Here is a 20,104-nt window from a genome sequence, read left to right on the forward strand (position 1 = left end):
CGCCGGCCGGCCCGGCGTTGCCGCGCGGCGCGGTGCGCGCCGGCACCGCCGCGGGCGCCCTTCGCGCGGCATCGGGTTATGGGTTCCTTCGCATCCAGGCCTGGGCCGACCGCTGTGCCGACGCCGTGATGCGCGGCCAGCCGCCGGTCGGCCATCCGGCGGAGCCGCGGCTACGGGGCTGGATGGACGGCGTGTTCCTGCGCGCGCTGGCCCGCCATCCCGCGCGCACGCCGGAATTCTTCATGCGGCTGGCGCGGGCGGTGCCGGCGGCGGCGTTCGCGCGCTTCATGTCGGACCAGGCCAGCTGGCGCGACCAGCTGCGGGTGATGGCGGCGCTGCCGCCCGGGCCCTTCCTGCGCGCCCTGCCGGCGCGCGCGGGGCTGCCGGCATGAGCCGGGCGTTCGCGGCCTCGCCCGAGACCTGGGTGTTCCTGGCGCTGGGCGGCTTCATGGTCGCGCTGTGGCCCGGCGCCGGCGCGCCGGCGGCGCCCGCGCTGCTGGTCGTGCTGGCGCTGGCGGTCGCCGTGACCGGGCTGCCGCACGGTGCGCTGGATCCGTGGCTGGCCCGCCAGTCCGGGCTGTGGCGCACGCGGCGGGGCCTGGTTGCATTCCACCTGGCCTATGTCGCGCTGGCGGCGCTGGTACTGGTGGCCTGGCGGTGGCTGCCGGGTCCAAGCCTCGCGCTGTTCCTGGCGATCTCGGCCTGGCATTTCGCGGGCGACTGGCGCGGGCACCTTCCGGGCGCGGCGCGCGCGGTGGCCGGCGGCGCGCTGCTGGCGCTGCCGGCCTGGCGCTGGCCGGGCGAGGTGCAGGCGATCTTCGTGATGCTGTCCGGTGCGGACGGCGCGGCGGTCGCCGAGGCGCTGGCGACGATGGCGCCGTGGCTGGCGGCCGGCATGGCAATCGTGGCGGCGTTCGCGCTGCGCCGCTCGCTGACGACGGCCATCGAGCTGGCGGCCATCACCGCGCTGGCGCTGCTGCTGCCGCCGCTGCTCTTCTTCATCGTGTACTTCTGCGCGCTGCACAGCCTGCGGCACCTTCGCCACGCCGCCCTGGGCGCGGATGCCGGCGCTCGGCGGCGGATGGCGGGCGTGGCCGTGGGCTACACGCTGCTGGCGCTGGTGCTCGCGGCCGTGGCGTGGCCCTGGCTGGCGCGCGCCGGGGACGCGCTGCCGGTACCCGGCACGCCGCTGGCGCAGCTGGTGTTCATCGGCCTGGCGGCGCTGACGCTGCCGCACATGCTGGTGGTGATGCACGCCGAACGCGCAGCGAGGGCCGCGCCATGAGCCTGATGTCGGAACGCAAGGCCGGCCACATCGAAGCGGTGCTCTCGGGCCGGGTGAATGCGCGCGCGGTGGACGCCGGCTTCGACCGACTGCGCTTCGAACACTGCGCGCTGCCCGAGCTGGACCTGCAGGACATCGACCTGTCGACCGACTTCCTCGGCAAGCGGCTGCAGCGGCCCTTCCTGATCAGCTCGATGACCGGCGGCCACGCGCACGCGACGCGGATCAACGCGGTGCTGGCGGAAGCGGCGCAGGCGCTGGGCATCGCACTGGGCGTGGGCTCGCAGCGGGTGGCGCTGTCCGGCGGCGGCTTCCAGGGCACCGACCGCAGCCTGCGCCGGCTGGCGCCCGACATCGCGCTCTACGGCAACCTGGGCGCCGCGCAGCTGCGCGAGTACGACACCGACGACATGCGCCGCGCGGTCGACATGATCGACGCCGATGCGCTGATCATCCACCTCAACCCGCTGCAGGAAGCGCTGCAGGCGCGCGGCGACACCCGCTGGAGCGGCCTGCTGGCGCGCCTGGAGCGCGTCTGCGCGACGCTGCCGGTGCCGGTGATCGTCAAGGAAGTCGGCTTCGGCATTTCCGCGCCGGTGGCCCGGCGGCTGGCAGGCTGCGGCGTGGCGGCGATCGACGTCGCCGGCGCCGGCGGCACCAGCTGGAGCGCGGTGGAGGGCCACCTGGCGACTGATCCGCAGCAGGCGGCGCTGGCCGAGATCTACCGCGACTGGGGCCTGCCGACCGCGACCGCGCTGCGCGAGGTGCGGGCGGCGCTGCCGGCGCTGCCGCTGATCGGCTCCGGCGGCATCCGCCACGGCCTCGATGCCGCCAAGGCGCTACGCCTGGGCGCCAGCCTGGTCGGCCAGGCCGGCCCGCTGCTGCGGGCCGCGATCGAGGGCGTGGCGCCGCTGATGGCGCATTTCGCCCAGCTCGAGCAGGGCCTGCGGCTGGCCTGCTTCGCCACCGGTTCGGCCGACCTGGCCGCGCTGCGCCGCGTGCGGCTGCTCGAAGACGCCTAGCCCGGGCTGGCTTTCAGGAAGACCTGGCGTGAAGGCGGGAAGGGTCTCGGGGCTCCACCCGCCCCTTGGAAGGCGTGCTACTCGATTTCGCTGGTTACCCGCAGGGCGAGAGTCTCGGTATTGCCCGACGCCAAGAGGCTGGCGGTAGGTGCGATGTACGTGCGGGCGCTGCCGTCGGCGGGCCGGAGCAGACTCAGGGAAGACACCGCGAAGGCAACCCACGAGGCTTCAACGCCAACCTGGCAGGGTGGAGGGCGGCGCGGTAGCGGTGCTAACGAGCGCCCCCCGGTATTGGTTGCGTGGCCACCGCCCGTGCGACGGTGAACACCCACGTTGGATCGAACCTGCCGTCAGAACTTGCAGGCACCCTTGGTGAAGGGGCACTGATACCCATACTTCTGCCTCAGGAAGGACTCGGCGCTTTCTTCGCTGCAGACGAAACCTTCGTCCTGGAACAGCGTGGGCTTGCACACCCCGTTGTTCTCCAGCTTCTCCTGGTCACTGCAGATGTTGTCCTTGCAGGCGCTGCAGTAGACGAGGAACTTGGGTTCCTTGCCGTCACATACCTTGGTGCCGGACGTTCCGCCGGCGGTCGGCTTCAGTCCCAGGCTCAGATCGACAGCCGATCCGTGGACCGCCGAGACTCCGGCCGCGGGGGTATGCGAGAGCACCACCAGGGTCTCGTCGGTTCCAAGCAAGCCGTTGGTGTTCAGCCGACCCAGGCTCAGGCGCACCTGTGCGAGGCTGTTCTTGGCCTGCCCCAGGGTCTGGCCAACAAGGTCCGGCACGGTCGAACTCGGGATGTCGCCACAGATCAACTTGCCGTTGTGGTTGTTGATGGGCTGGTTGCAGCCCGAGACATTGAGGCCGTGCAGGGTTGAGTATCCCCCGCGGAGCGTCTGGCAGGCGGCCGTCAGTATCCCGCGCTCGAACGTGATGCCAACGCAGGAGTCTTGGTAGGGTCCCGCCGGCGGAACGTCTGGGCTGCAACGGAGCTTGTTGGTATCCGCGGAGATGCCGCCGGCGCACTGGCGAACGTCGGCGATTTCGCCGCAGGTCGAAGTGAGCCTGAAGTCGGTCAGGACGAACTCCGTGCACTTGGCCCGGCGGCTGGTCCAACGCAGGGAATCGAGCCGCGACCCGACAGAGCACTTGAGGATGCCGTTGGCATCGGCGAAAGGAATGGACGTGCAAGCCGACGTGTCCAGGCTGGTGTCCACCAAGGCCTCGCTCAAGTTGCGGCATTGCCCCCGCAGCACGCCCGTCCCCGGGCGCAAGGGGTTCGGAAACAGGCTCTGCATGTAGGCAAACAGGCCGAGCGGGGCCTGCTGCATGCCTCGCACTTCCCATTCGTACCTGGCGCTGACGATGCCTTCCGAGAGGTTTCCGGGAATCGGCCCCTGCTCGTTCGACAGGGCGCACGCGCTGTAAAACGCGGCGTCCCGGTCGCTCACGCACCGCCCGTCGATTTCACGCCTCCCTCCGCGGCAACTCGGGAAGGCTTCCGCTGCGGTGCAGGCCCGCTGGCGATCACCGCCGCACGCACCGCTTGCCAGGCAGATGCCCCGGATCTCGACCAGGCCCGGATCGCAGCTGCTCCGTCCCACGATGGCGCAGGCACGCTCATCGAGGCGTCCGCACGCAGGACGGATGCAGACGTTGTTCTGCGGCACCAGGGTCGCCACGCATCCTGTCAGCGGCTGCCAGGCGCCCGGCTCGCCGGCCAGGCAACGCCGTTTCCCCTCGGCGCCGCAATCGCCGCGTACCTGGCAGACATTGTCGAACTCGACCAGGCCGCGATCGCAGCTGTTGCGGCCGGCGATGGCGCAGGCCCGTTCGCCGACGCGTCCGCAGGCGACGCGCCCGACCAGTGTCGCGGGCCGCACGTCGGTCCTCGCGGGCACCACGCAGGCCTGGTTTGATTGAACGTGGGCCGTACCCCTGACCGCGCCAGCCGGGCACGTCCAGCACGATCCGATATCCGCGAACTGCCCGGCGCCGCAGCCCGCGCGCCGGATGAAGGTCGCTGGCTGCTTGCGGTCGAACACGCCGCCCGGTTGGCCACAAGCCGCAGGCCCGTTGACCGGCGACACCGTCCTGACCAGGCCGGAAGGGCAACGCCAGCACTCGCCACCGTTGCGCGGATCAGTGACGTCCCCGGCATCGCAGACCGCCGAGCCCTGCCTGGTGGCCGGACCCGTCGTAGCTGGAACGGCAGCCTCGCAGGCATTGGCTGCCGTCACGGGGAAAACGGTCCGATTGAATCCGGCCGGGCACTCCCAGCACTCGCCGCCGTTGCGCGGGTCGAGGAATCCGCGGGGGCAGGTTTGGGCACTGGAGATCGCCGGCCAGGCCAGCAGCGCGGTCAGCACCACCAGGCACCAATACCCGGCAAGCCGTCGAGGAAGGTCGTTGTTGACGCGGGATGTCTGGGGAGTCATGTCAGGCTTCAGGGGGGTGGGCCTGAAGAAAGAAACGAGCAATGGGTCCTCGCTCGGCCATGCGAGGCCGTGCGGGACAAACGGGTGACGGCAGTCGGGACCGCTCGGCAACAGGCAGCCCGGCCCGGTGGCGCGGGGTTTGGCAGCCGCCGCCGCGGGAGAGGCCGTGGGAGTGGGTGGCCCGCTTCACGCCCTCCCCACCCGGCCCGGGACCGCGACCCGGGTATAATTCCGAGTCTTTGCTCCAGCCCCGGAAACCGCCCATGTCCGTCCCGACCCTCCCGACCGAACGTCCGCTCGACCGCGAGTACACGCTCGAGCACAAATACACGCGCGAAGAGGGCCGGATCTACCTGTCCGGCGTGCAGGCGCTGGTGCGGCTGCCGCTGATGCAGCAGATGCGCGACCGCGCCGCCGGCATCAACACCGCCGGCTTCATCTCGGGCTACCGCGGCTCGCCGCTGGGCGGCTTCGACCTGGAGCTGTGGAAGGCGCGCAAGCACCTCAAGGCCAGCGGCATCGAGTTCACGCCGGGCCTGAACGAAGACCTTGGCGCGACGATGGTCTGGGGCTCGCAGCAGACCAACCTGTTCCAGGGCGCGAAGTACGACGGCGTGTTCTCGATGTGGTACGGCAAGGGCCCGGGCGTGGACCGCTGCGGTGACGTGTTCAAGCACGGCAACGCCGCCGGCACCTCGAAGCTGGGTGGCGTGCTGGCGCTGGCGGCCGACGACCACGCCTGCCGCTCGTCCACGCTGCCGCACGGTTCCGAGGGCGAGTTCGAGAGCGCGATGATGCCGGTGCTCAACCCGGCCGGCGTGCAGGACATCCTGGACATGGGCCTGCTGGGCTGGGCGATGAGCCGCTACACCGGCCGCTGGATCGGCTTCAAGACGATCGCGGAAACGGTGGAGTCGTCGGCCTCGGTGAACGTGAACCCGCACCAGCTCGACATCATCCTGCCGGGCGACTTCGAGCTGCCCCAGGGCGGCCTCAACATCCGCTGGCCGGACCCGCCGCTGGACCAGGAAATGCGCCTGCACCAGTACGCGGTGAAGGCCGCGCAGGCGTTCGCGCGCGCCAACCACATCGACAAGGTCGTCGTGGATTCTCCCAAGGCGCGGCTGGGCATCGTCACCACCGGCAAGAGCTACCTGGACGTGCTTCAGGCGCTGGAATACCTGGGCATCGACCGCAAGGTGGCCGAGGACATCGGCATCCGCGTCTACAAGGTCGGCATGACCTGGCCGCTGGAGCCGCTGGGCATCCGCGAGTTCGCGCGCGGGCTGGAGGACATCATCGTCGTCGAGGAGAAGCGCAGCTTCGTCGAGCGGCAGATGAAGGAATACATGTACAACTGGGAGCATCGCCCCTCCATCGTCGGCAAGTACGACGAGCTGGAGAACTGGGTGCTGCCGAGCACGAACGAGCTGACCCCGGCGCGCATCGCCCGCGTCATCGCCGGCCGCGTGCAGCGCTTCTTCCGCAGCGAGCAGATGGACAGCCGCCTGCAGTGGATCGCCGCCAAGGAGAAGGAGCTGGCCGCCCCGCGCGCCAACTTCCCGCGCGTGCCGCACTACTGCTCGGGCTGCCCGCACAACTCGTCCACCGTGGTGCCGGAAGGCTCGCGCGCGCTGGGCGGCATCGGCTGCCATTACATGGTCACGTGGATGGACCGGAAGACCGACACCTTCACGCACATGGGCGGCGAAGGCGTCACGTGGTCCGGCCAGGCGCCGTTCACCGAGGAAAAGCACGTCTTCCAGAACCTGGGCGACGGCACCTACTTCCACTCCGGTTCGCTGGCCATCCGCCAGTCGATTGCCGCGAAGGTGAACATCACTTACAAGATCCTCTACAACGACGCGGTAGCGATGACCGGTGGCCAGCCGGTGGACGGCACGCTCACCGTGCCCGACATCGCGCACCAGGTGCGCAGCGAGGGCGTCAAGACCATCGTCGTGCTCTCCGATGACATCGAGAAGTGGTCGGATCGTTCGATCTTCCCGAGCGGCGTGGAGTTCTTCGACCGCAGCGAGCTTGACGCGCAGCAGAAGCGCCTGCGCGAGGTCCCCGGCACCACCGTGCTGATCTTCGACCAGACCTGCGCGGCCGAGAAGCGCCGCCGCCGCAAGCGCGGCAAGATGGTGGACCCGGCCAAGCGCATCGCCATCAACTCGCTGGTCTGCGAGGGCTGCGGCGACTGCGGCGTGAAGTCGAACTGCGTGAGCGTGCTGCCGAAGGAAACCGAGTACGGCCGCAAGCGCGAGATCGACCAGAGCAACTGCAACAAGGACTTCAGCTGCGTGAAGGGCTTCTGCCCGAGCTTCGTCACCGTGAAGGGCGGCGGGCTGCGCAAGCGCAAGGGCACGGGCAACAAGGAGCTGCTGGCGAACCTGCCGGCGCCCGTGATCCGCGGCGACCTGGAACAGCCCTGGAACATCCTGATCACCGGCGTCGGCGGCACCGGCGTGGTGACCATCGGCGCGCTGCTGGGCATGGCCGCGCACCTGGAGAACAAGGGCGCGTCGGTGCTCGACCAGACCGGCCTGGCGCAGAAGGGCGGCGCGGTCACCACCCACGTGCGCATCGCGCGCACGCCGGCCGACATCCACGCCGTGCGCATCGCGGCCGGTGAGGCCGACCTGGTGCTGGGCTGCGACATGGTCGTCGTGAACGACTACTGGGCGCTGTCCAAGATCCGCGCCGACCGCACCGAGGTCGTGATCAACGACTACCAGGCGATGCCGGGTCCGTTCACGCGCCAGCCGGACATGCAGTTCCCGGCCGCGGGCATCGTCGAGGCGATCCGCACGGCGCTGGGCGGCCGCGAGCCGCTGCAGGTCGCCGCCACCGAGATCGCCACCGCACTGATGGGCGACGCCATCGCCACCAACCTGTTCATGCTGGGCGTGGCCTGGCAGCGCGGGCTGGTGCCGATCAGCTTCGAAGCCATCGAGCGCGCCATCGAGCTCAACGGCGCCGCGGTCGAGATGAACAAGACCGCCTTCGCCTGGGGCCGCCTGTCGGCCATCAACCCCGAGGCGGTGCTCGAGGCGGCGGGCCTGGTCGAGGCGCCGGCGGAAGCCAGCACGCTCGCCGACTCGCTCGACGACGAGGCCATCAGCCAGTCGCTCGACGAACTGATCGAACGCCGCGTGAAGTTCCTCACCGACTACCAGGACAAGGCTTACGCCGGCCGCTACGTCGCGCTGGTGGACAAGGTGCGCCAGGCCGAGGCCCGCAAGGCCGACGGCTCGACCGCGCTCACCGCGGCCGTGGCCCGCTACTACTTCAAGCTCATGGCCTACAAGGACGAGTACGAAGTGGCGCGCCTTTACACCTCGGGTGATTTCCAGAAGCGCATCGCGCAGCAGTTCGACGGTGACTACAAGCTGCACTTCAACCTGGCGCCGCCGCTGTTCTCCAAGCGCGATGCCGATGGCCACCTGGTGAAGCAGGAATACGGCCCGTGGATCTTCACGGCGTTCAAGCTGATCAAGAAGCTGAAGTTCCTGCGCGGCGGCGCGTTCGACGTGTTCGGCAAGACCGAGGAGCGCCGCATGGAGCGCCAGCTGATCACCGACTACGCCAACACGGTCGAGGAACTGCTGGGCAAGCTCGACGCCGGCAACGTGGCGCTGGCCACCGAGATCGCCTCGGTGCCCGAGCACATCCGCGGCTTCGGCCACGTCAAGGAAGCCCACTTCGCCAAGGCCAAGGCCCGCGAGGCGGAGCTGCTGGCGAGCTGGCGCGCCTGACCAACGCGTGATGTGGGAGGGACGTCAGTCACGATGCCTTTCGTCGGAAGGCATCGGGACTGACGTCCCTCCCACAGTCTTTTTTCAGAGGCTGGCGAAGCGGTCCAGGGCTTTTTCGGCCTGGCCGCGTTCGTGGTCGGAGAGGCGGCGGGTGGCGGCGCGGTAGCGTTCGATCAGGATGGGGTCGGCGGGCATGACGGCCGCCAGGCCGCGCAGGGTGGCGGCGGCTTCGTGGCCTGAGCCGATGTCCGCGATCGAGTCGAGTACCGCGGTGGCCAGCGCCACGTCCACGGGGCCAGCGCCGACCAGGGCTTCCAGCGCCTGGCGCTGTTCGTAATCCGAGCCGATATCGGCCAGGACCGCGAACCATTCCCGGCGCACGCCGTCGTCACCGCGCGCCAGCGGGATCGCAGCCTCCAGCACCTGGCGCGCCTCGTAATCGCTGCCGATGCCGCGCGCGCTTTCCAGCGCGAGTCGCGCCGCGGCCGGTTCGTCGCGGGCCAGCAGGGCATCCAGCACGCGCCGCTGTTCGTAGTCGCTGCCAACGCTCTCGAGGGCCGCGCGCCACGCTGCCAGCACCGGGCCAGTGAGTGGCTGGCGCTTGGCCAGGTCCATCAGCAGCAGGGCCTGCTCGTAATCGGAGCCGATGTCGGCGACGACTTCGAGCAGCTGCGCCTGCCGCGCGGGCGACATGTCGTGGCTGGACAGCGCGAAGGACAAGGCCAGGCGCCGCTCGTGGTCGGAGCCCAGGCCGCGCACGGCCTCCAGCGCGCGCTGCATCTGTACGTCATCCAGCGTGGCGTTCGCGAACAGCACCTGCAGGTAGTTGCGGCGGGCATGGTCGGCGTCGATCCTGTCGATCTCATCCAGCAAGGCGGGCGTGCCGCCCGTGGCCAGCAGGCGCTTGCCGCGGGCCTCGGCGTTCATGCCGGACTCGCGCACCAGGTGCGGCAGGCGCTCGGCCAGCCAGGCGCGACCTTCATCGTCGAGCGGCCGGGCCTCGCCGTCCACGCGGTAGTCGCGCACCAGCTTGCCGTCGACCACCGTTACCACCAGCTGCTGCTTGACGCCTTCGCGCGTGTCGGCGAAGTCGAAGCTTGCTTCGGGATCCATTCCCGCGATGTCCGATTCATCGGCTGTGAACTCGACGCGGCCGCGCATCGTCAGCGCGATGCGCTCGCCCTTGCCGGTGTGGCGATAGCGGTAGCTGTCCTTGCCATTGGTCTGGATATGGGTGCTGCCCTCGCCCCAGTTGAACAGGCCGTCGGCGAAGGCGTCATTGGCGATGCTGCTGACCGCCAGCCCCGGCAGCGCGATGGCGGCGGCGAGGGCGGCGACCAGCGCGGTGCGGCGCAGGGCGGTGGGGATCGGACGCGTCATGGGGGTTTCCTCGAGCAGGTTGCGGACGCGGCGCACCACCTGGCCGTCGTCATCGGCCATGGCTACCGCGAGCGGTGGGTGTCCGGCGCGGCGACCGGCGTGGGTAAGGCAGACGGCCAGGCACTCGGCCAGCGGTCGACCGCTGCCGCAGAGTTCGGCGGCGCGCGCGTCGCAGGCGTCTTCGGCCAGCGCATCGAGGCGGCGCACGGCCAGCCAGGCCAGCGGATGCACCGACAGCGGCACCCGCGCCAGCCGATGCGCGATGCGCCAGGCCGGATCGTGGCGTTGCAGGTGCGCCAGTTCGTGCGCAAGCAGGGCACGCTGGCGCGGGGCGTCCAACGTGTCCACCCACTCGGGCAACAGCAGGCGTGCGCCGGGCAGGAGCATCGGGCTGGCGAGGCCGGGCACCAGGTGCAGTGATGGCAGCTGCGCCAGGCCGAGCTGGTCGCCCAGCGCGCGGGCCTGTTCGGACACCGCGTGCGCCGGCGGCGCGTCGTGGATGGCCAGCGCGCGCGACCAGAGGCGCAGGTGCCGCCACTGCAGCGCGAAACGGGTGCCGGCGAAGGCCAGGCCGATCGCCCAGGGCAACCACAGCAGCACGGTGGCAAGCACCGGCAAGGTCAGCACCGTCGTCCCGACGGGCGCCGGGATCGGCGCCAGCGCGTTGCCAGATGCCGACGCCCGCGCGGCATCGGCGTGCCGTGCAGCGTCCGGATAGGCGGCAGGGTCGGGCGCGGCCTCGCGGCGCGCCTGCCCGAGGTCGCCGGTTACGGCGAGCGGCGCGGGTGCCGCAGCGGCCGATGCGTCCGCTACCCGGTCGCGGGCGGCGCGAACCTCCGGGGTGAGCGGGGCGTCCGTCGCAACGTTCGCCAGCGGCGGAGCCTCGCGAAGCACCGGCCCGAGCACGGAGACCGACGCCGACAACAGGGCGCCGAACAGGGCAGCCCGCCAGGCCAGCTCGGCCCAGGCCGGGTTCCCGAGGGCACCCGTGCGCTCAAGCAGCCACGCCAGCGACAGCAGCACCGTGGCGTGCAGCAGCAGCGTCAGCTGGAAGGACACCAGCAGGTCGAGCCCGCTCATCGGCGTGGGCCCTTCTTTTCGTCAGCGGCCGCGAGCAGCGCCTGCACCTTGGCAAGGTCGCCCGGGGCCACCTCGCGTTCGCTGACCAGGTGGGCAAGCAGCGCCTTCGGGTCGCCCTGGAACAGGCTCTGGATCAGGTCGCCCACCATCGTCCGGCGCACCTGCGACTCGCTGACGAGGGCGCGGTAATAAAGCTGCCGGCCGTCGCGGCGCGGGGCCACGGCGCCGCGCCTGGCGAGCCGGGTCAGCAGGGTGGCGACGGTGGTGTGGGCGAGGCCACGCTCGGCGGCGAGGGCGGCGGCGACGTCGGCCACGCTGGCCTCGCCGCGCCACAGCACGCGCATGACGTCGAGCTGCAGTTCGCTCAGGGCGATGTCTTCGCCGTCGGGGAGTTCGGGGGCCATCGGCGTTCTTCTACAAGTGTCGTACTACAGTTGTAGAAGATTGCCCGGCCCCGCGCAAGGGGCCGGAAGTCATGGCAAGCCGTCCCCCCACCCGCCCGTCAGGCGAGGGCGTCCCAGAGGGCGGGGTCTATCTGCGGCAGCGCCTCGAGCGCGGGCCGCGCGAACAGGAAGCCCTGGAAACGAGTGATGCCCATGTCGCGGAGCACGCGGTATTCGGCCTCGGTCTCCACGCCCTCGGCCAGCACTTCGCAGCCCAGCGAGCGGCAGGTGGCGACGATGCCGCTGGTGATCGAGCGGCGCACGCGGTCCTGGTCCAGGCCGCGGATGAGGGCCATGTCGAGCTTGACCAGGTCGGGCTGGAATTCGGCCAGCAGGTTCAAGCCCGCATAGCCCGCGCCGAAGTCGTCGATGGCGGTGAGGAAACTGCGGCCCTGGTAGTCCTTGATGATGCGCACCACGTGCGGCACGTCGCGGATCTTCTCGGACTCGGTGACCTCGAAGATCAGCTGGCGCGGGTCGAAGCCGCAGCGCTCGGCGGCCGCGAGGGTCAGGCGGATGCAGGTGGCGGGTTCGTACACCGCGTTGGGGGCGAAGTTGATCGACAGTCGCGTGGCCATGCCCAGCCGGGCGGCGGTGTCGATGGCCAGCACGCGGCAGGTCTGGTCGAAGCGGTAGAGCTTGTCGGGCGTCACCCGGGCGATCACGTCGGCGGCCTCCTCGCCCTGCTCGCCGCGCACCAGCGCTTCGTAGGCCCAGATGCTGCGCGTGTCGATGTCGACGATCGGCTGGAAGGCCACGCGCACGTTGAAGTCGAGCGTCTCGTCACCCCGGCAGTTCACGCACGGGTGCGGGCTGCTGACGTCGCCGAAGAATTGCTTGAGGTACATCCGGCTCCCCCGCCGCCACACCCGGGCTGCGTGATGCCCGGATTCTAGACCAGCCGGCCCGCCCCACGATGCAAACGCCGTGCGAACCCGGTAAGGCTTTGGGCTCGGGAGCGGATGTGGGGCAAATCAACCTGGTTCATTTGATTCAAATGAACCAGGTTTGTTTGTCATATTTGTCAGGAGCGGATGGGGACGAGGGTGATTTCGACGCGGCGGTTTTCGGCGCGGCCGGCTTCGGTGCTGTTGCTGGCGACCGGATGGTTGGCGCCGGCGCCGGTGATGATCAGGCGCTCGCCGTTGATGCCGCGGCTGGTCAGGTAATTGCCGACGGCCTGGGCGCGCTGCTCGGACAGCTTCTGGTTGTAGGCGGCGGAACCGACGCTGTCGGTATGGCCGGCCACTTCGACGATGGTCTGATCGAATTCCTTCAGCGTGTCGGCGACGCGGTTGAGCACGGTGTACGAACCCGGGCGCAGGGCGTAGCTGTCGAAGCCGAAGGTGATGGCCTCGGGCATGTCGAGCGTGATGTTGTCGCCGTCGCGCACGACCTCGACGCCGGTGCCGGCCATGCGCTCGCGCAGGGCACGTTCCTGGTTGTCCTGGTAGCGGCCGATGGCGCCGCCGGCCAGGCCGCCGACACCCGCGCCGACCAGGGCGCGCTGGCGGCGTTCGGTGGCGTCGTCGCCGCTGAGCAGGCCGGCCACGGCACCGGCGACGGCGCCGATGATCGCGCCCTTCTGGGTGCGGCTCATGCCTTCTTCCTCGCCCTGCGGGGGCGGGGCGGACGAATACCCGCCGGTACTCTGGCAGCCGGCGATCAGCGCGGCGAGGACGGTAGCGGACAGCACGGTCTTGAATTGGGTTTTCATGGTCAACCTCTGGGGGGGGACGTGCGGAATTGCATCCCCAGAGATACACCCATGCGGGCCCGATTGCGAACCCGGGCATTGTCGCCGTTCAGCTACCGGAACGGCCGCTGAGCCAATCGCTTCAGGCCGAAGCGGCCTGGTTCTTGAGGATGAGTTCGGCCAGCCAGGCCTCGCCCTGTTCCATCAGTTCCAGCGGCGTCTGCTGCCAGCCGGTGAGCACCATGGCTTCGGCGATCGAGAACTCGAGCTGCTGCTTGGTGAACTTGCGTTCGCCGGCGATGACCGCCTCAAGCACCGCGCGGCCCGGCATCGGCGCCTCCATCTCGGCGCTCTTGGCCGCCGCCGCCGCACCGGGATCGGCGCCGCCGTGGTTGGCCAGCCATTCGATGCGGCGCAGGGCGTCGCTCTGGGCATCCTTGCTGGCGTCGACCTGGGGCGCCGCGGCCGCGAGCGCCTTCTGCAGGGTGTTGAGCTGGCCGGCGACCTTCATGCGCTGGAGGTTGGCGGCGTCGCGGGCGTGTTCGGCGTCCTCGACGTCCTGGCGCAGGCGCTCGAGCTGCGCGGCCGGCGGCGCGTTTGCCGCCAGGGCCTGGAGGGCGGCATCGAGGCGCGCGAGCCAGTCGGCGCGCTCGGGCAGGGCCGGGGCGGCCTCGATGCGGGCGCGGAGGTCTTGCAGCTGGGCGCGGGGGTCGCTCATGCGGCGATTATAGGCATCGGGCGTGTTACCGCCACCTTGCCGCCCTCAGCGACCCGGGCCGACCTCGATGAAGCGCAGGAACTCGGCCCGGGTGCGGGCGTCCTCGCGGAAATCACCCAGCATCTTCGAGGTCACCATGCTCACGCCGCGCTTGTGGATGCCGCGCGTGGTCATGCATTCGTGCGTGCCGACCACCACCACGCCGACGCCGCGCGGCTGCAGCACTTCCTCGATGCAGCGGGCGATCTGCGCGGTCATCTTCTCCTGCACCTGGAAGCGGCGCGCGTAGGCCTCGACCACGCGCGCCAGCTTGCTGATGCCCACCACCTTGCCGCTCGGCAGGTAGCCGATGTGGGCCTTGCCGATGATCGGCGCCATGTGGTGTTCGCAGTGCGATTCGAACTCGATGTCGCGCAGCACGATCATCTCGTCGTAGCCGGCCACTTCCTCGAAGGTGCGCTCGAGGTACGCGCGCGGGTCTTCGCCATAGCCGCTGAACCAGTCGCCGTAGGCATCCACCACGCGGCGCGGGGTATCGAGCAGGCCCTCGCGGGTCGGGTCGTCCCCGGCCCAGCGCAGCAGGGTGCGCACGGCGGCTTCGGCTTCTTCCTTGCTGGGCTTGTCCACGTAAATCCTCCGGTCAGGCCCCCATCCTACGCCCGCCCCCCATGACGACGGGGTCTAAGCGCGGGGCCCATAACCGCGTTCTTGGGCGCGTTCCTTGGTGACGTGCCAGGCAAGCACGCCAGCGGTCGAGACCATCGCGGCGGCCAGGAGGAAGGTGGCGCCGGCAAGCGGGCCCTGCACGTTGTTGGCCGCCACGAACGCCAGGGTCTGCGTGAAAAGCGTGGGGCCGAGGATGCCGGCGATCGAATTGAGGCTGCCGAGCGCGCCCTGCAGGCGGCCCTGCTCTTCCGGACCCACGCGCGCAGTCATCAACGACTGCGCGGCCGGGCCGGCGATGGCCCACAGCGCCGCCACCGGCATCGCTGCCCAGAACCAGTAGCCATTGGGCGCCAGCGCGTACAGCACGAAGCCGATGCCACCCATCGCCGCGCCCAGCAGCACCGTGCGGCGGTCGCCGAAGCGGCGCGTGATCGGACCGATCAGCCCGCCCTGCACGATCACGCTCAGCACGCCCACCAGCAGCAGCGTCCAGCCGATCATGCGCAAGCCCTCGGGGCCGTTCCAGCCGAAGCGGTAGTCGGCATAAAGCACGAAGGTCATCGGATAGACCAGGTGCGCCAGCGCCATCAGGAAGCTGACGCCCGCCAGGCCGAACAGCTCGGGATGGCGGCGCAGCAGCACCAGCGAACCCAGCGGGTTGGCGCGGCGCCAGTCGAAGGCCGAGCGCCGCTCCGGCGGCAGCGACTCGGGCAGCACGAAGTAGCCGTAGCAGAAGTTGGCGCCGCACAGCGCCGCCGCCACGTAGAACGGCAAGTGCAGGTCGATCGCGCCCAGCCAGGCGCCGAACACCGGCGCCAGCGTGAAGCCGAGGCCGAAGGCCATGCCCAGCCGCCCGAAGGCCGCGGCACGGTTCGCGGGCGCGGTGACGTCGGCGATGTAGGCATTGGCCGTGCTGAAGCTGGCCGAGGTGATGCCGCCCAGCAGGCGCGCGATGAACAGGATCGGCAGCGTGTCGGCCAGCGCCATGATCAGGAAATCGATCGCCAGGCCCGCGTTCGAGATCAGGATGACCGGCCGCCGACCGAAGCGGTCCGACAGCGCGCCCTGCACCGGCGAGGCGAAGAACTGCATCAGCATGAAGCCGGTCGCGAACAGCCCGTGCCAGACGGTGCCGGCGGCGATCTCGCCGCCGGTGACCTGCTTTAGCAGCGCCGGCAGCACCGGGATGACGACGCCGAAGGCCAGCACGTCCACCAGCACGGTGATGAAGATGAAGGCGAGCGCGGCACGACGGCCGGGCGGCGCGACGACGGGGGCGGGTGCGTCCAAGCGGAAGGGTCCGGGCGGGAGGGGCGCAGTCTAGCCGAAGGCCGCGCCGGCTACGGCGTGGTCCAGCTCGACTGCCAGCCCCCGGGCTCGCGCTCGAACCGGGCGCGGACGTGGCCCTGCGCCGACAGCGACAGCCAGTCCAGCGCGTGCACCTGAACGCGGGCCAGCGCGAAGTGGCCGCGCGCAGCGACCAGCGCAGCGGCATCCAGCGGCGGCGCGCCCAGTCCGGGCGGCCCGCCCTCGCCCGGCTGGCCGACGAAGGTGCCGGGTGCATTCAGCCCGGCGTAGTTCTGCCGCGACGAACGCCGGCTGGCCGACCAGGCCGCCTCGGCCTCGGCATCGTCGTGGTGCAGCACCACCGTGCCCGACAGCCGCACCTGCTCGCCGTGCCCGAAGAAGCACCAGGCCACGCGCGGATCGACCGCCAGCTGCGCGACCTTGGGGCTGCGGCGATCGGTGTGGAAGGCCACGGTGCCACCTGTCGGGTCAACGGCGCGCAGCACCGCATAGCGCGCCTGCGGGCCATCGGAAGACACCGTGGCCAGCACGCCCTGGTGGAAGGGATCGCCACCGCTGCGGGCGCCGGCCAGCAGGCGCGCCCAGGCGTGGGTCCAGACGGCGTCGAGGGAATCGAACATGCGGCGATTAACGCAGCGCCGCCGTGTCGGGGGCGCGAACGGCGGTCATTCGACCCGGCAGAACACGGCCTTGAGGTAGCGGCTTTCCTTCACGTGCGCCATGAACGGATGGTCGGCGCCGGCGCCAGCCACCTTCAGCACCTGCACCGTGCGCCCGGCGTAGAAGGCCGCGCGGCGGATCATGTCCAGAAATTCCTCTTCGCTCACCAGGCCCGTGCAGGAACAGGTCAGGAGCACGCCGCCGGGCTTGATCACCTGCATGGCGAGCTTGTTCATGTCGTTGTATTTCTTCAGCGCCGCGATCACCTGGTCGCGGTCGCGGGTGAGCTTGGCCGGGTCGAGGATGACCACGTCGAACAGCTCGCCGCGCTGCTGCGCATCGCGCAGGTAGTGGAACAGGTCGGCCTGCACGAACTTCACCTTGGCGTCGTTCAGGCGCGCGTTCTTCTCGGCGACCTCCAGGATTTCCTCGTCCAGGTCGATGCCGATCACTTCATCCGCGCCGCCGCGCGCCTTGGCGTAAATCGCGAAGCCGCCGGAATTGCAGCAGATGTCGAGCACGCGCTTGCCGGCGGTGAAGCGGGTGAGGAATTCGCGGTTGTCGCGCTGGTCGGCGAAGAAACCGGTCTTGTGGCCGCTGCCCGGGCTGGCGCGGAACTTCAGGCCGTGCTCGGTGATGACGCTGGGCTCGGGCGCCGGCGGCGAGCGGAAATCAAAGCTTTCCTGCTTCTGGACGTGCTCTTCCGAGAAGCTGTAGACGCGGCAGCCCGGGAACTCGGTGCGCAGCGCGCTGTAGATCCATTCCCGGTAGCGGAACGGGCCGGCCGAGAAGAACTCGACCACCAGCAGGTCGCCGTAGCGGTCGATGACCAGGCCGGAGATGCCGTCGCCTTCGGAGTGCACGACGCGCCAGGCGTCGGTGGTTTCGTCGAGCCTGAGCAGGTCCCGGCGCAGCGCCACCGCGGCGCGGATCTTCGCCGCGAACCAGGCTTCGTCGATGGCCTCGTTCCGGTCTTCGGTCAGCACCCGCAGCGCGATGCGGGAATGGCCGTTGTAGAACCCGCGCCCCACCCACTTGCCGCTGTTGTCGACGATGTCCACCAGGCTGCCCGGCTTGGGCTTGGCCACGGGCTTCTCGACCATTTTCTGGAAGATCCAGGGGTGGTTGGAGCGGCGTTCGATCTTGAGCTGGATGACGGGCAGGGCGGCGTTGTTCATGCGCGAATGATACCGGGGCCGGCCCGGGGGCGCTTACCGCGGGTTCGCCAAGGCCATCTCCACCCGGTCGCCGCCGGCGCGCTTGGCCCGGTACATGGCCTGGTCGGCGCGCTTGAGCAGGCTGTCGAGCACGTCGTCGTCCGCCTGCAGCTGGGCCACGCCGATCGACAGCGGCGCCGGCACCTCCTGGCCCTGGAAACGCATGTGGGCATGGTTGATGCCGTCCCGCAGCCGCTCCGCCACCACCCGGGCCCCGTTGAGGTCGGTGCTGGGCAGCAGGGCCACGAACTCGTCCCCGCCCAGGCGCGCCAGCACGTCCTCGCCACGCAGCACCAGGCGCGCCCGCTCGGCCAGGTGCCGCAGCAGGCTGTCGCCGGCGTAGTGCCCCAGGCTGTCGTTGACCGACTTGAACTGGTCCATGTCCATCAGCAGCAGCGAAAGCGGCCGGCCGTGGCGGCGCGACTCGGCGATCAGGCGCGCGCCCTGCTCGGCCAGGCCGTTGCGGGCCAGCACGCCGGTCAGCGCGTCCACGGTGGCCAGCTTGCGCAGGTCGGCGTAGGCGCGCTCGGTGTGCATCAGGATGAAGCCCAGGCTCAGGAACATCACGCCCACGCAGGCGTAGACGAACACCACCATGTCGCTGGCGGAGGCATCGAGCAGGCTGCCGGTGGCCCGCGGCGCCCAGGCGTGCTCGCCGAACCGCCAGGCGGCCACCAGCACGCCGAAGGCCGCGAAGGCACCGGTGAGCCGGGCGGCCGTGAAGCCGCCCTGCACGATCGCCGGCCGCAGGGCCCAGGCGATGGCGCCCATCAGGGTCATGGCGCAGGCCGAATTCACCAGCACGCGGGCGCTGTAGTGCGGCCGGTATTCGCTGAACACCACCAGCAAGGCCATCGCCCCCAGCACCGCGCCCCACCAAAGGAAGCGTCGCTCGGGCAGCCCCTGGAAGCCGCGCACCGCCCGGCACATCTCGGCAAAGCCGAGCAGCAGCAGGCCATTTCCCAGGGTGATCGAGGCCGCGTCGGGCAGGACGCCGCGGCCGGCCAGCAGTGCCCAGGCGGCGGGGTGCAGCAACAGGCCGACGGTCCAAATCCGCAGGTGGCGCCGGCGTTCCGCCGGGAAGCCCCGGCCGGCCTGGGTCAGCAACAGCACAGTCAGGGCGCTGAGCAGCACCCCCACCAGCATCACCGAGCGCACATCCAGACCCATCCCCGCCTCCCGCGCCGCTGAGGTCGCCCCCTTAACCTACCCCAGAACGCCCCGGCCAAACCGTGATTGACACCCGGTTCACCGTTCGTGCCAGACTCTGGCCCGTAGAAGGGGAGTAGCTCCCGCTGCCGATATCGTCATCACGGACCCGGACCTTTGTCCACGGCCCCGGTACGGCAGGCAGGTCCCACGGACCTGCGAGCGAGACCTTCGCCCGCCAGCGACGAACGCCGTCCCGTCCCGGGACGTCGCGCCCGCCGGCGGTCGAGGCAGCTCGCCACCGGAGAAATGTTTGGAAACCATCGCCACCCCCCTGATGTGGGTCGTCTTCACGGCCTTCGTACTCGCTGCGCTCGCGGTCGACCTGCTGGTGCTGCGCCAGAACGGCCCGCACAAGGTGTCCACCCGCGAGGCGCTGCTGTGGTCGGCGGCCTGGATCGCGCTGGCCCTGGTCTTCAACGCCGGCCTATGGTTCTACCTGCAGGGCCGCCTGCCGGAACCCGAGGCCAACCGGATCGCGCTGGAGTTCCTGACCGGCTACCTGGTCGAGAAAGCGCTGGCGGTCGACAACATCTTCGTCTTCCTGATGCTGTTCACCTACTTCGGCGTGCCGGCGCAGTCGCAGCAGCGGGTGCTGATCCTGGGCGTGCTGGGCGCGATCATCCTGCGCGGCATCCTGATTTTCGTGGGCGCGGCGCTGATCGCGAAGTTCCACTGGGTGCTGTACCTCTTCGGCGCCTTCCTGCTGTTCACCGGCATCAAGATGTTCTGGGCCGTGGGCCAGGAGCCGGACATGGACAAGAACCCTATCCTGCGCTGGATCACCGGCCACCTGCCGCTGATCCGCCGCTACCACGGCGAGGCGCTGTGGATCGGCGAGGGCAAGCGCCGCAAGTACACGCCGCTGTTCGTGGTGCTGGTCATGATCGCCATCACCGACGTGATCTTCGCGGTCGATTCGATCCCGGCCATCTTCGCGATCACGCTCGACCCCTTCATCGTGCTGACCTCGAACGTGTTCGCGGTGCTGGGCTTGCGCGCGCTGTACTTCCTGCTGGCCGACATGGCCGACCGTTTCCACCTGCTGGCCTATGGCCTGGCGCTGGTGCTGGTGTTCATCGGCACCAAGATGCTGATCATCGACATCTTCAAGATCCCGGTCGCGGTGTCGCTGGGCGTGGTGGGCGCGACGCTGGTGACGGCGATGGTGCTGAGCCTGATGATCAAGCCCAAGGACGCGGCCGGCCCCGCCTGAGG

16 protein-coding genes are annotated in these 20,104 nt (G+C 70.1%); 5 read left to right on the forward strand and 11 right to left on the reverse strand.

Annotated features, from left to right (window positions below):
• The 3 genes from Q0C12_RS05760 to fni form a co-directional block, all read left to right on the forward strand.
• On the forward strand, nt 1–392 hold a 392-nt coding region (locus Q0C12_RS05760), incomplete at its 5' end, for a lycopene cyclase family protein (protein ID WP_290887476.1).
• The gene (locus tag Q0C12_RS05765) at nt 389–1,285 is read left to right on the forward strand and encodes a Brp/Blh family beta-carotene 15,15'-dioxygenase (protein WP_290887479.1); all 897 of its coding nucleotides are present in this window, start codon (nt 389–391) and stop codon (nt 1,283–1,285) included. The genes Q0C12_RS05760 and Q0C12_RS05765, both read left to right, overlap by 4 nt.
• Nucleotides 1,282–2,307, forward strand: a complete 1,026-nt coding sequence (gene fni / locus Q0C12_RS05770; protein ID WP_290887481.1) for a type 2 isopentenyl-diphosphate Delta-isomerase — start codon at nt 1,282–1,284, stop codon at nt 2,305–2,307. Before Q0C12_RS05765 ends, fni begins: the two co-directional genes overlap by 4 nt.
• 350 nt (nt 2,308–2,657) lie before the next feature.
• Here fni and Q0C12_RS05775 read toward each other — a convergent pair whose 3' ends face one another.
• Entirely contained in the window at nt 2,658–4,748 is a 2,091-nt protein-coding gene (locus tag Q0C12_RS05775; protein ID WP_290887483.1) for a PASTA domain-containing protein, read from the reverse strand.
• Nucleotides 4,749–5,011: 263 nt separating this feature from the next.
• On the opposite strand from Q0C12_RS05775, the gene Q0C12_RS05780 reads away from it, so the two are divergent.
• Nucleotides 5,012–8,509: an indolepyruvate ferredoxin oxidoreductase family protein gene (locus Q0C12_RS05780; protein ID WP_290887486.1), complete on the forward strand. Its 3,498-nt coding sequence runs from the start codon at nt 5,012–5,014 to the stop codon at nt 8,507–8,509.
• 84 nt (nt 8,510–8,593) lie between these two features.
• Here the strand turns inward: Q0C12_RS05780 and Q0C12_RS05785 are convergent, their stop codons facing one another.
• The 10 genes from Q0C12_RS05785 to Q0C12_RS05830 form a co-directional block, all read right to left on the reverse strand.
• Nucleotides 8,594–10,969, reverse strand: a complete 2,376-nt coding sequence (locus Q0C12_RS05785; protein ID WP_290887488.1) for a M56 family metallopeptidase — start codon at nt 10,967–10,969, stop codon at nt 8,594–8,596.
• The gene (locus Q0C12_RS05790) at nt 10,966–11,373 is read right to left on the reverse strand and encodes a BlaI/MecI/CopY family transcriptional regulator (RefSeq protein WP_290887490.1); all 408 of its coding nucleotides are present in this window, start codon (nt 11,371–11,373) and stop codon (nt 10,966–10,968) included. The genes Q0C12_RS05785 and Q0C12_RS05790 overlap by 4 nt, the downstream gene beginning before the upstream one ends.
• A 98-nt stretch (nt 11,374–11,471) precedes the next feature.
• On the reverse strand, nt 11,472–12,260 hold the full coding sequence (locus tag Q0C12_RS05795; RefSeq protein WP_290887493.1) for an EAL domain-containing protein: 789 nt from the start codon (nt 12,258–12,260) through the stop codon (nt 11,472–11,474).
• Between the two features lie 176 nt (nt 12,261–12,436).
• The gene (locus Q0C12_RS05800) at nt 12,437–13,129 is read right to left on the reverse strand and encodes an OmpA family protein (RefSeq protein WP_290887496.1); all 693 of its coding nucleotides are present in this window, start codon (nt 13,127–13,129) and stop codon (nt 12,437–12,439) included.
• Between the two features lie 121 nt (nt 13,130–13,250).
• Complete coding sequence (locus tag Q0C12_RS05805) at nt 13,251–13,826, reverse strand: hypothetical protein (RefSeq protein WP_290887498.1); 576 nt, start codon at nt 13,824–13,826, stop codon at nt 13,251–13,253.
• A 45-nt stretch (nt 13,827–13,871) separates the two neighbouring features.
• Nucleotides 13,872–14,453, reverse strand: coding sequence for a GTP cyclohydrolase I FolE (gene folE, locus Q0C12_RS05810; protein WP_343212438.1), 582 nt, complete (start codon nt 14,451–14,453; stop codon nt 13,872–13,874).
• Nucleotides 14,454–14,507: 54 nt separating this feature from the next.
• Nucleotides 14,508–15,782 carry a TCR/Tet family MFS transporter gene (locus Q0C12_RS05815; RefSeq protein WP_290887500.1) on the reverse strand — a complete coding sequence of 425 codons (1,275 nt, stop codon included), beginning with the start codon at nt 15,780–15,782 and terminating at the stop codon, nt 14,508–14,510.
• 50 nt (nt 15,783–15,832) lie between these two features.
• A complete protein-coding gene (locus Q0C12_RS05820) occupies nt 15,833–16,420 on the reverse strand; it encodes a pyridoxamine 5'-phosphate oxidase family protein (protein ID WP_290887502.1) in 588 nt (195 codons plus the stop codon).
• Nucleotides 16,421–16,465: 45 nt separating this feature from the next.
• Nucleotides 16,466–17,638 carry a class I SAM-dependent rRNA methyltransferase gene (locus Q0C12_RS05825; RefSeq protein WP_290887504.1) on the reverse strand — a complete coding sequence of 391 codons (1,173 nt, stop codon included), beginning with the start codon at nt 17,636–17,638 and terminating at the stop codon, nt 16,466–16,468.
• Nucleotides 17,639–17,671: 33 nt separating this feature from the next.
• Nucleotides 17,672–18,847 (reverse strand): GGDEF domain-containing protein, encoded by a 1,176-nt coding sequence (locus Q0C12_RS05830; RefSeq protein ID WP_290887506.1) that lies wholly within the window; start codon nt 18,845–18,847, stop codon nt 17,672–17,674.
• A 316-nt stretch (nt 18,848–19,163) separates the two neighbouring features.
• Between Q0C12_RS05830 and Q0C12_RS05835 the strand changes: the two genes are divergently transcribed.
• Nucleotides 19,164–20,102 carry a TerC family protein gene (locus Q0C12_RS05835; RefSeq protein WP_290887574.1) on the forward strand — a complete coding sequence of 313 codons (939 nt, stop codon included), beginning with the start codon at nt 19,164–19,166 and terminating at the stop codon, nt 20,100–20,102.
• Nucleotides 20,103–20,104: the final 2 nt, after the last annotated feature.

This window comes from Arenimonas sp. (assembly GCF_022842045.1).
Lineage (GTDB): Bacteria > Pseudomonadota > Gammaproteobacteria > Xanthomonadales > Xanthomonadaceae > Arenimonas.

Excerpts from the sequence above, each read along its gene's own strand:
- Q0C12_RS05805 (WP_290887498.1), bottom strand. The coding sequence starts at position 13,826 with ATGAGCGACCCCCGCGCCCAGCTGCAAGACCTCCGCGCCCGCATCGAG.
- Q0C12_RS05795 (WP_290887493.1), bottom strand. The coding sequence starts at position 12,260 with ATGTACCTCAAGCAATTCTTCGGCGACGTCAGCAGCCCGCACCCGTGC.
- Q0C12_RS05790 (WP_290887490.1), bottom strand. The coding sequence starts at position 11,373 with ATGGCCCCCGAACTCCCCGACGGCGAAGACATCGCCCTGAGCGAACTG.
- Q0C12_RS05830 (WP_290887506.1), bottom strand. The coding sequence starts at position 18,847 with ATGGGTCTGGATGTGCGCTCGGTGATGCTGGTGGGGGTGCTGCTCAGC.
- Q0C12_RS05780 (WP_290887486.1), top strand. The coding sequence starts at position 5,012 with ATGTCCGTCCCGACCCTCCCGACCGAACGTCCGCTCGACCGCGAGTAC.
- Q0C12_RS05765 (WP_290887479.1), top strand. The coding sequence starts at position 389 with ATGAGCCGGGCGTTCGCGGCCTCGCCCGAGACCTGGGTGTTCCTGGCG.
- Q0C12_RS05800 (WP_290887496.1), bottom strand. The coding sequence starts at position 13,129 with ATGAAAACCCAATTCAAGACCGTGCTGTCCGCTACCGTCCTCGCCGCG.
- fni (WP_290887481.1), top strand. The coding sequence starts at position 1,282 with ATGAGCCTGATGTCGGAACGCAAGGCCGGCCACATCGAAGCGGTGCTC.
- Q0C12_RS05835 (WP_290887574.1), top strand. The coding sequence starts at position 19,164 with ATGTGGGTCGTCTTCACGGCCTTCGTACTCGCTGCGCTCGCGGTCGAC.
- Q0C12_RS05775 (WP_290887483.1), bottom strand. The coding sequence starts at position 4,748 with ATGACTCCCCAGACATCCCGCGTCAACAACGACCTTCCTCGACGGCTT.
- Q0C12_RS05785 (WP_290887488.1), bottom strand. The coding sequence starts at position 10,969 with ATGAGCGGGCTCGACCTGCTGGTGTCCTTCCAGCTGACGCTGCTGCTG.
- Q0C12_RS05820 (WP_290887502.1), bottom strand. The coding sequence starts at position 16,420 with ATGTTCGATTCCCTCGACGCCGTCTGGACCCACGCCTGGGCGCGCCTG.
- Q0C12_RS05825 (WP_290887504.1), bottom strand. The coding sequence starts at position 17,638 with ATGAACAACGCCGCCCTGCCCGTCATCCAGCTCAAGATCGAACGCCGC.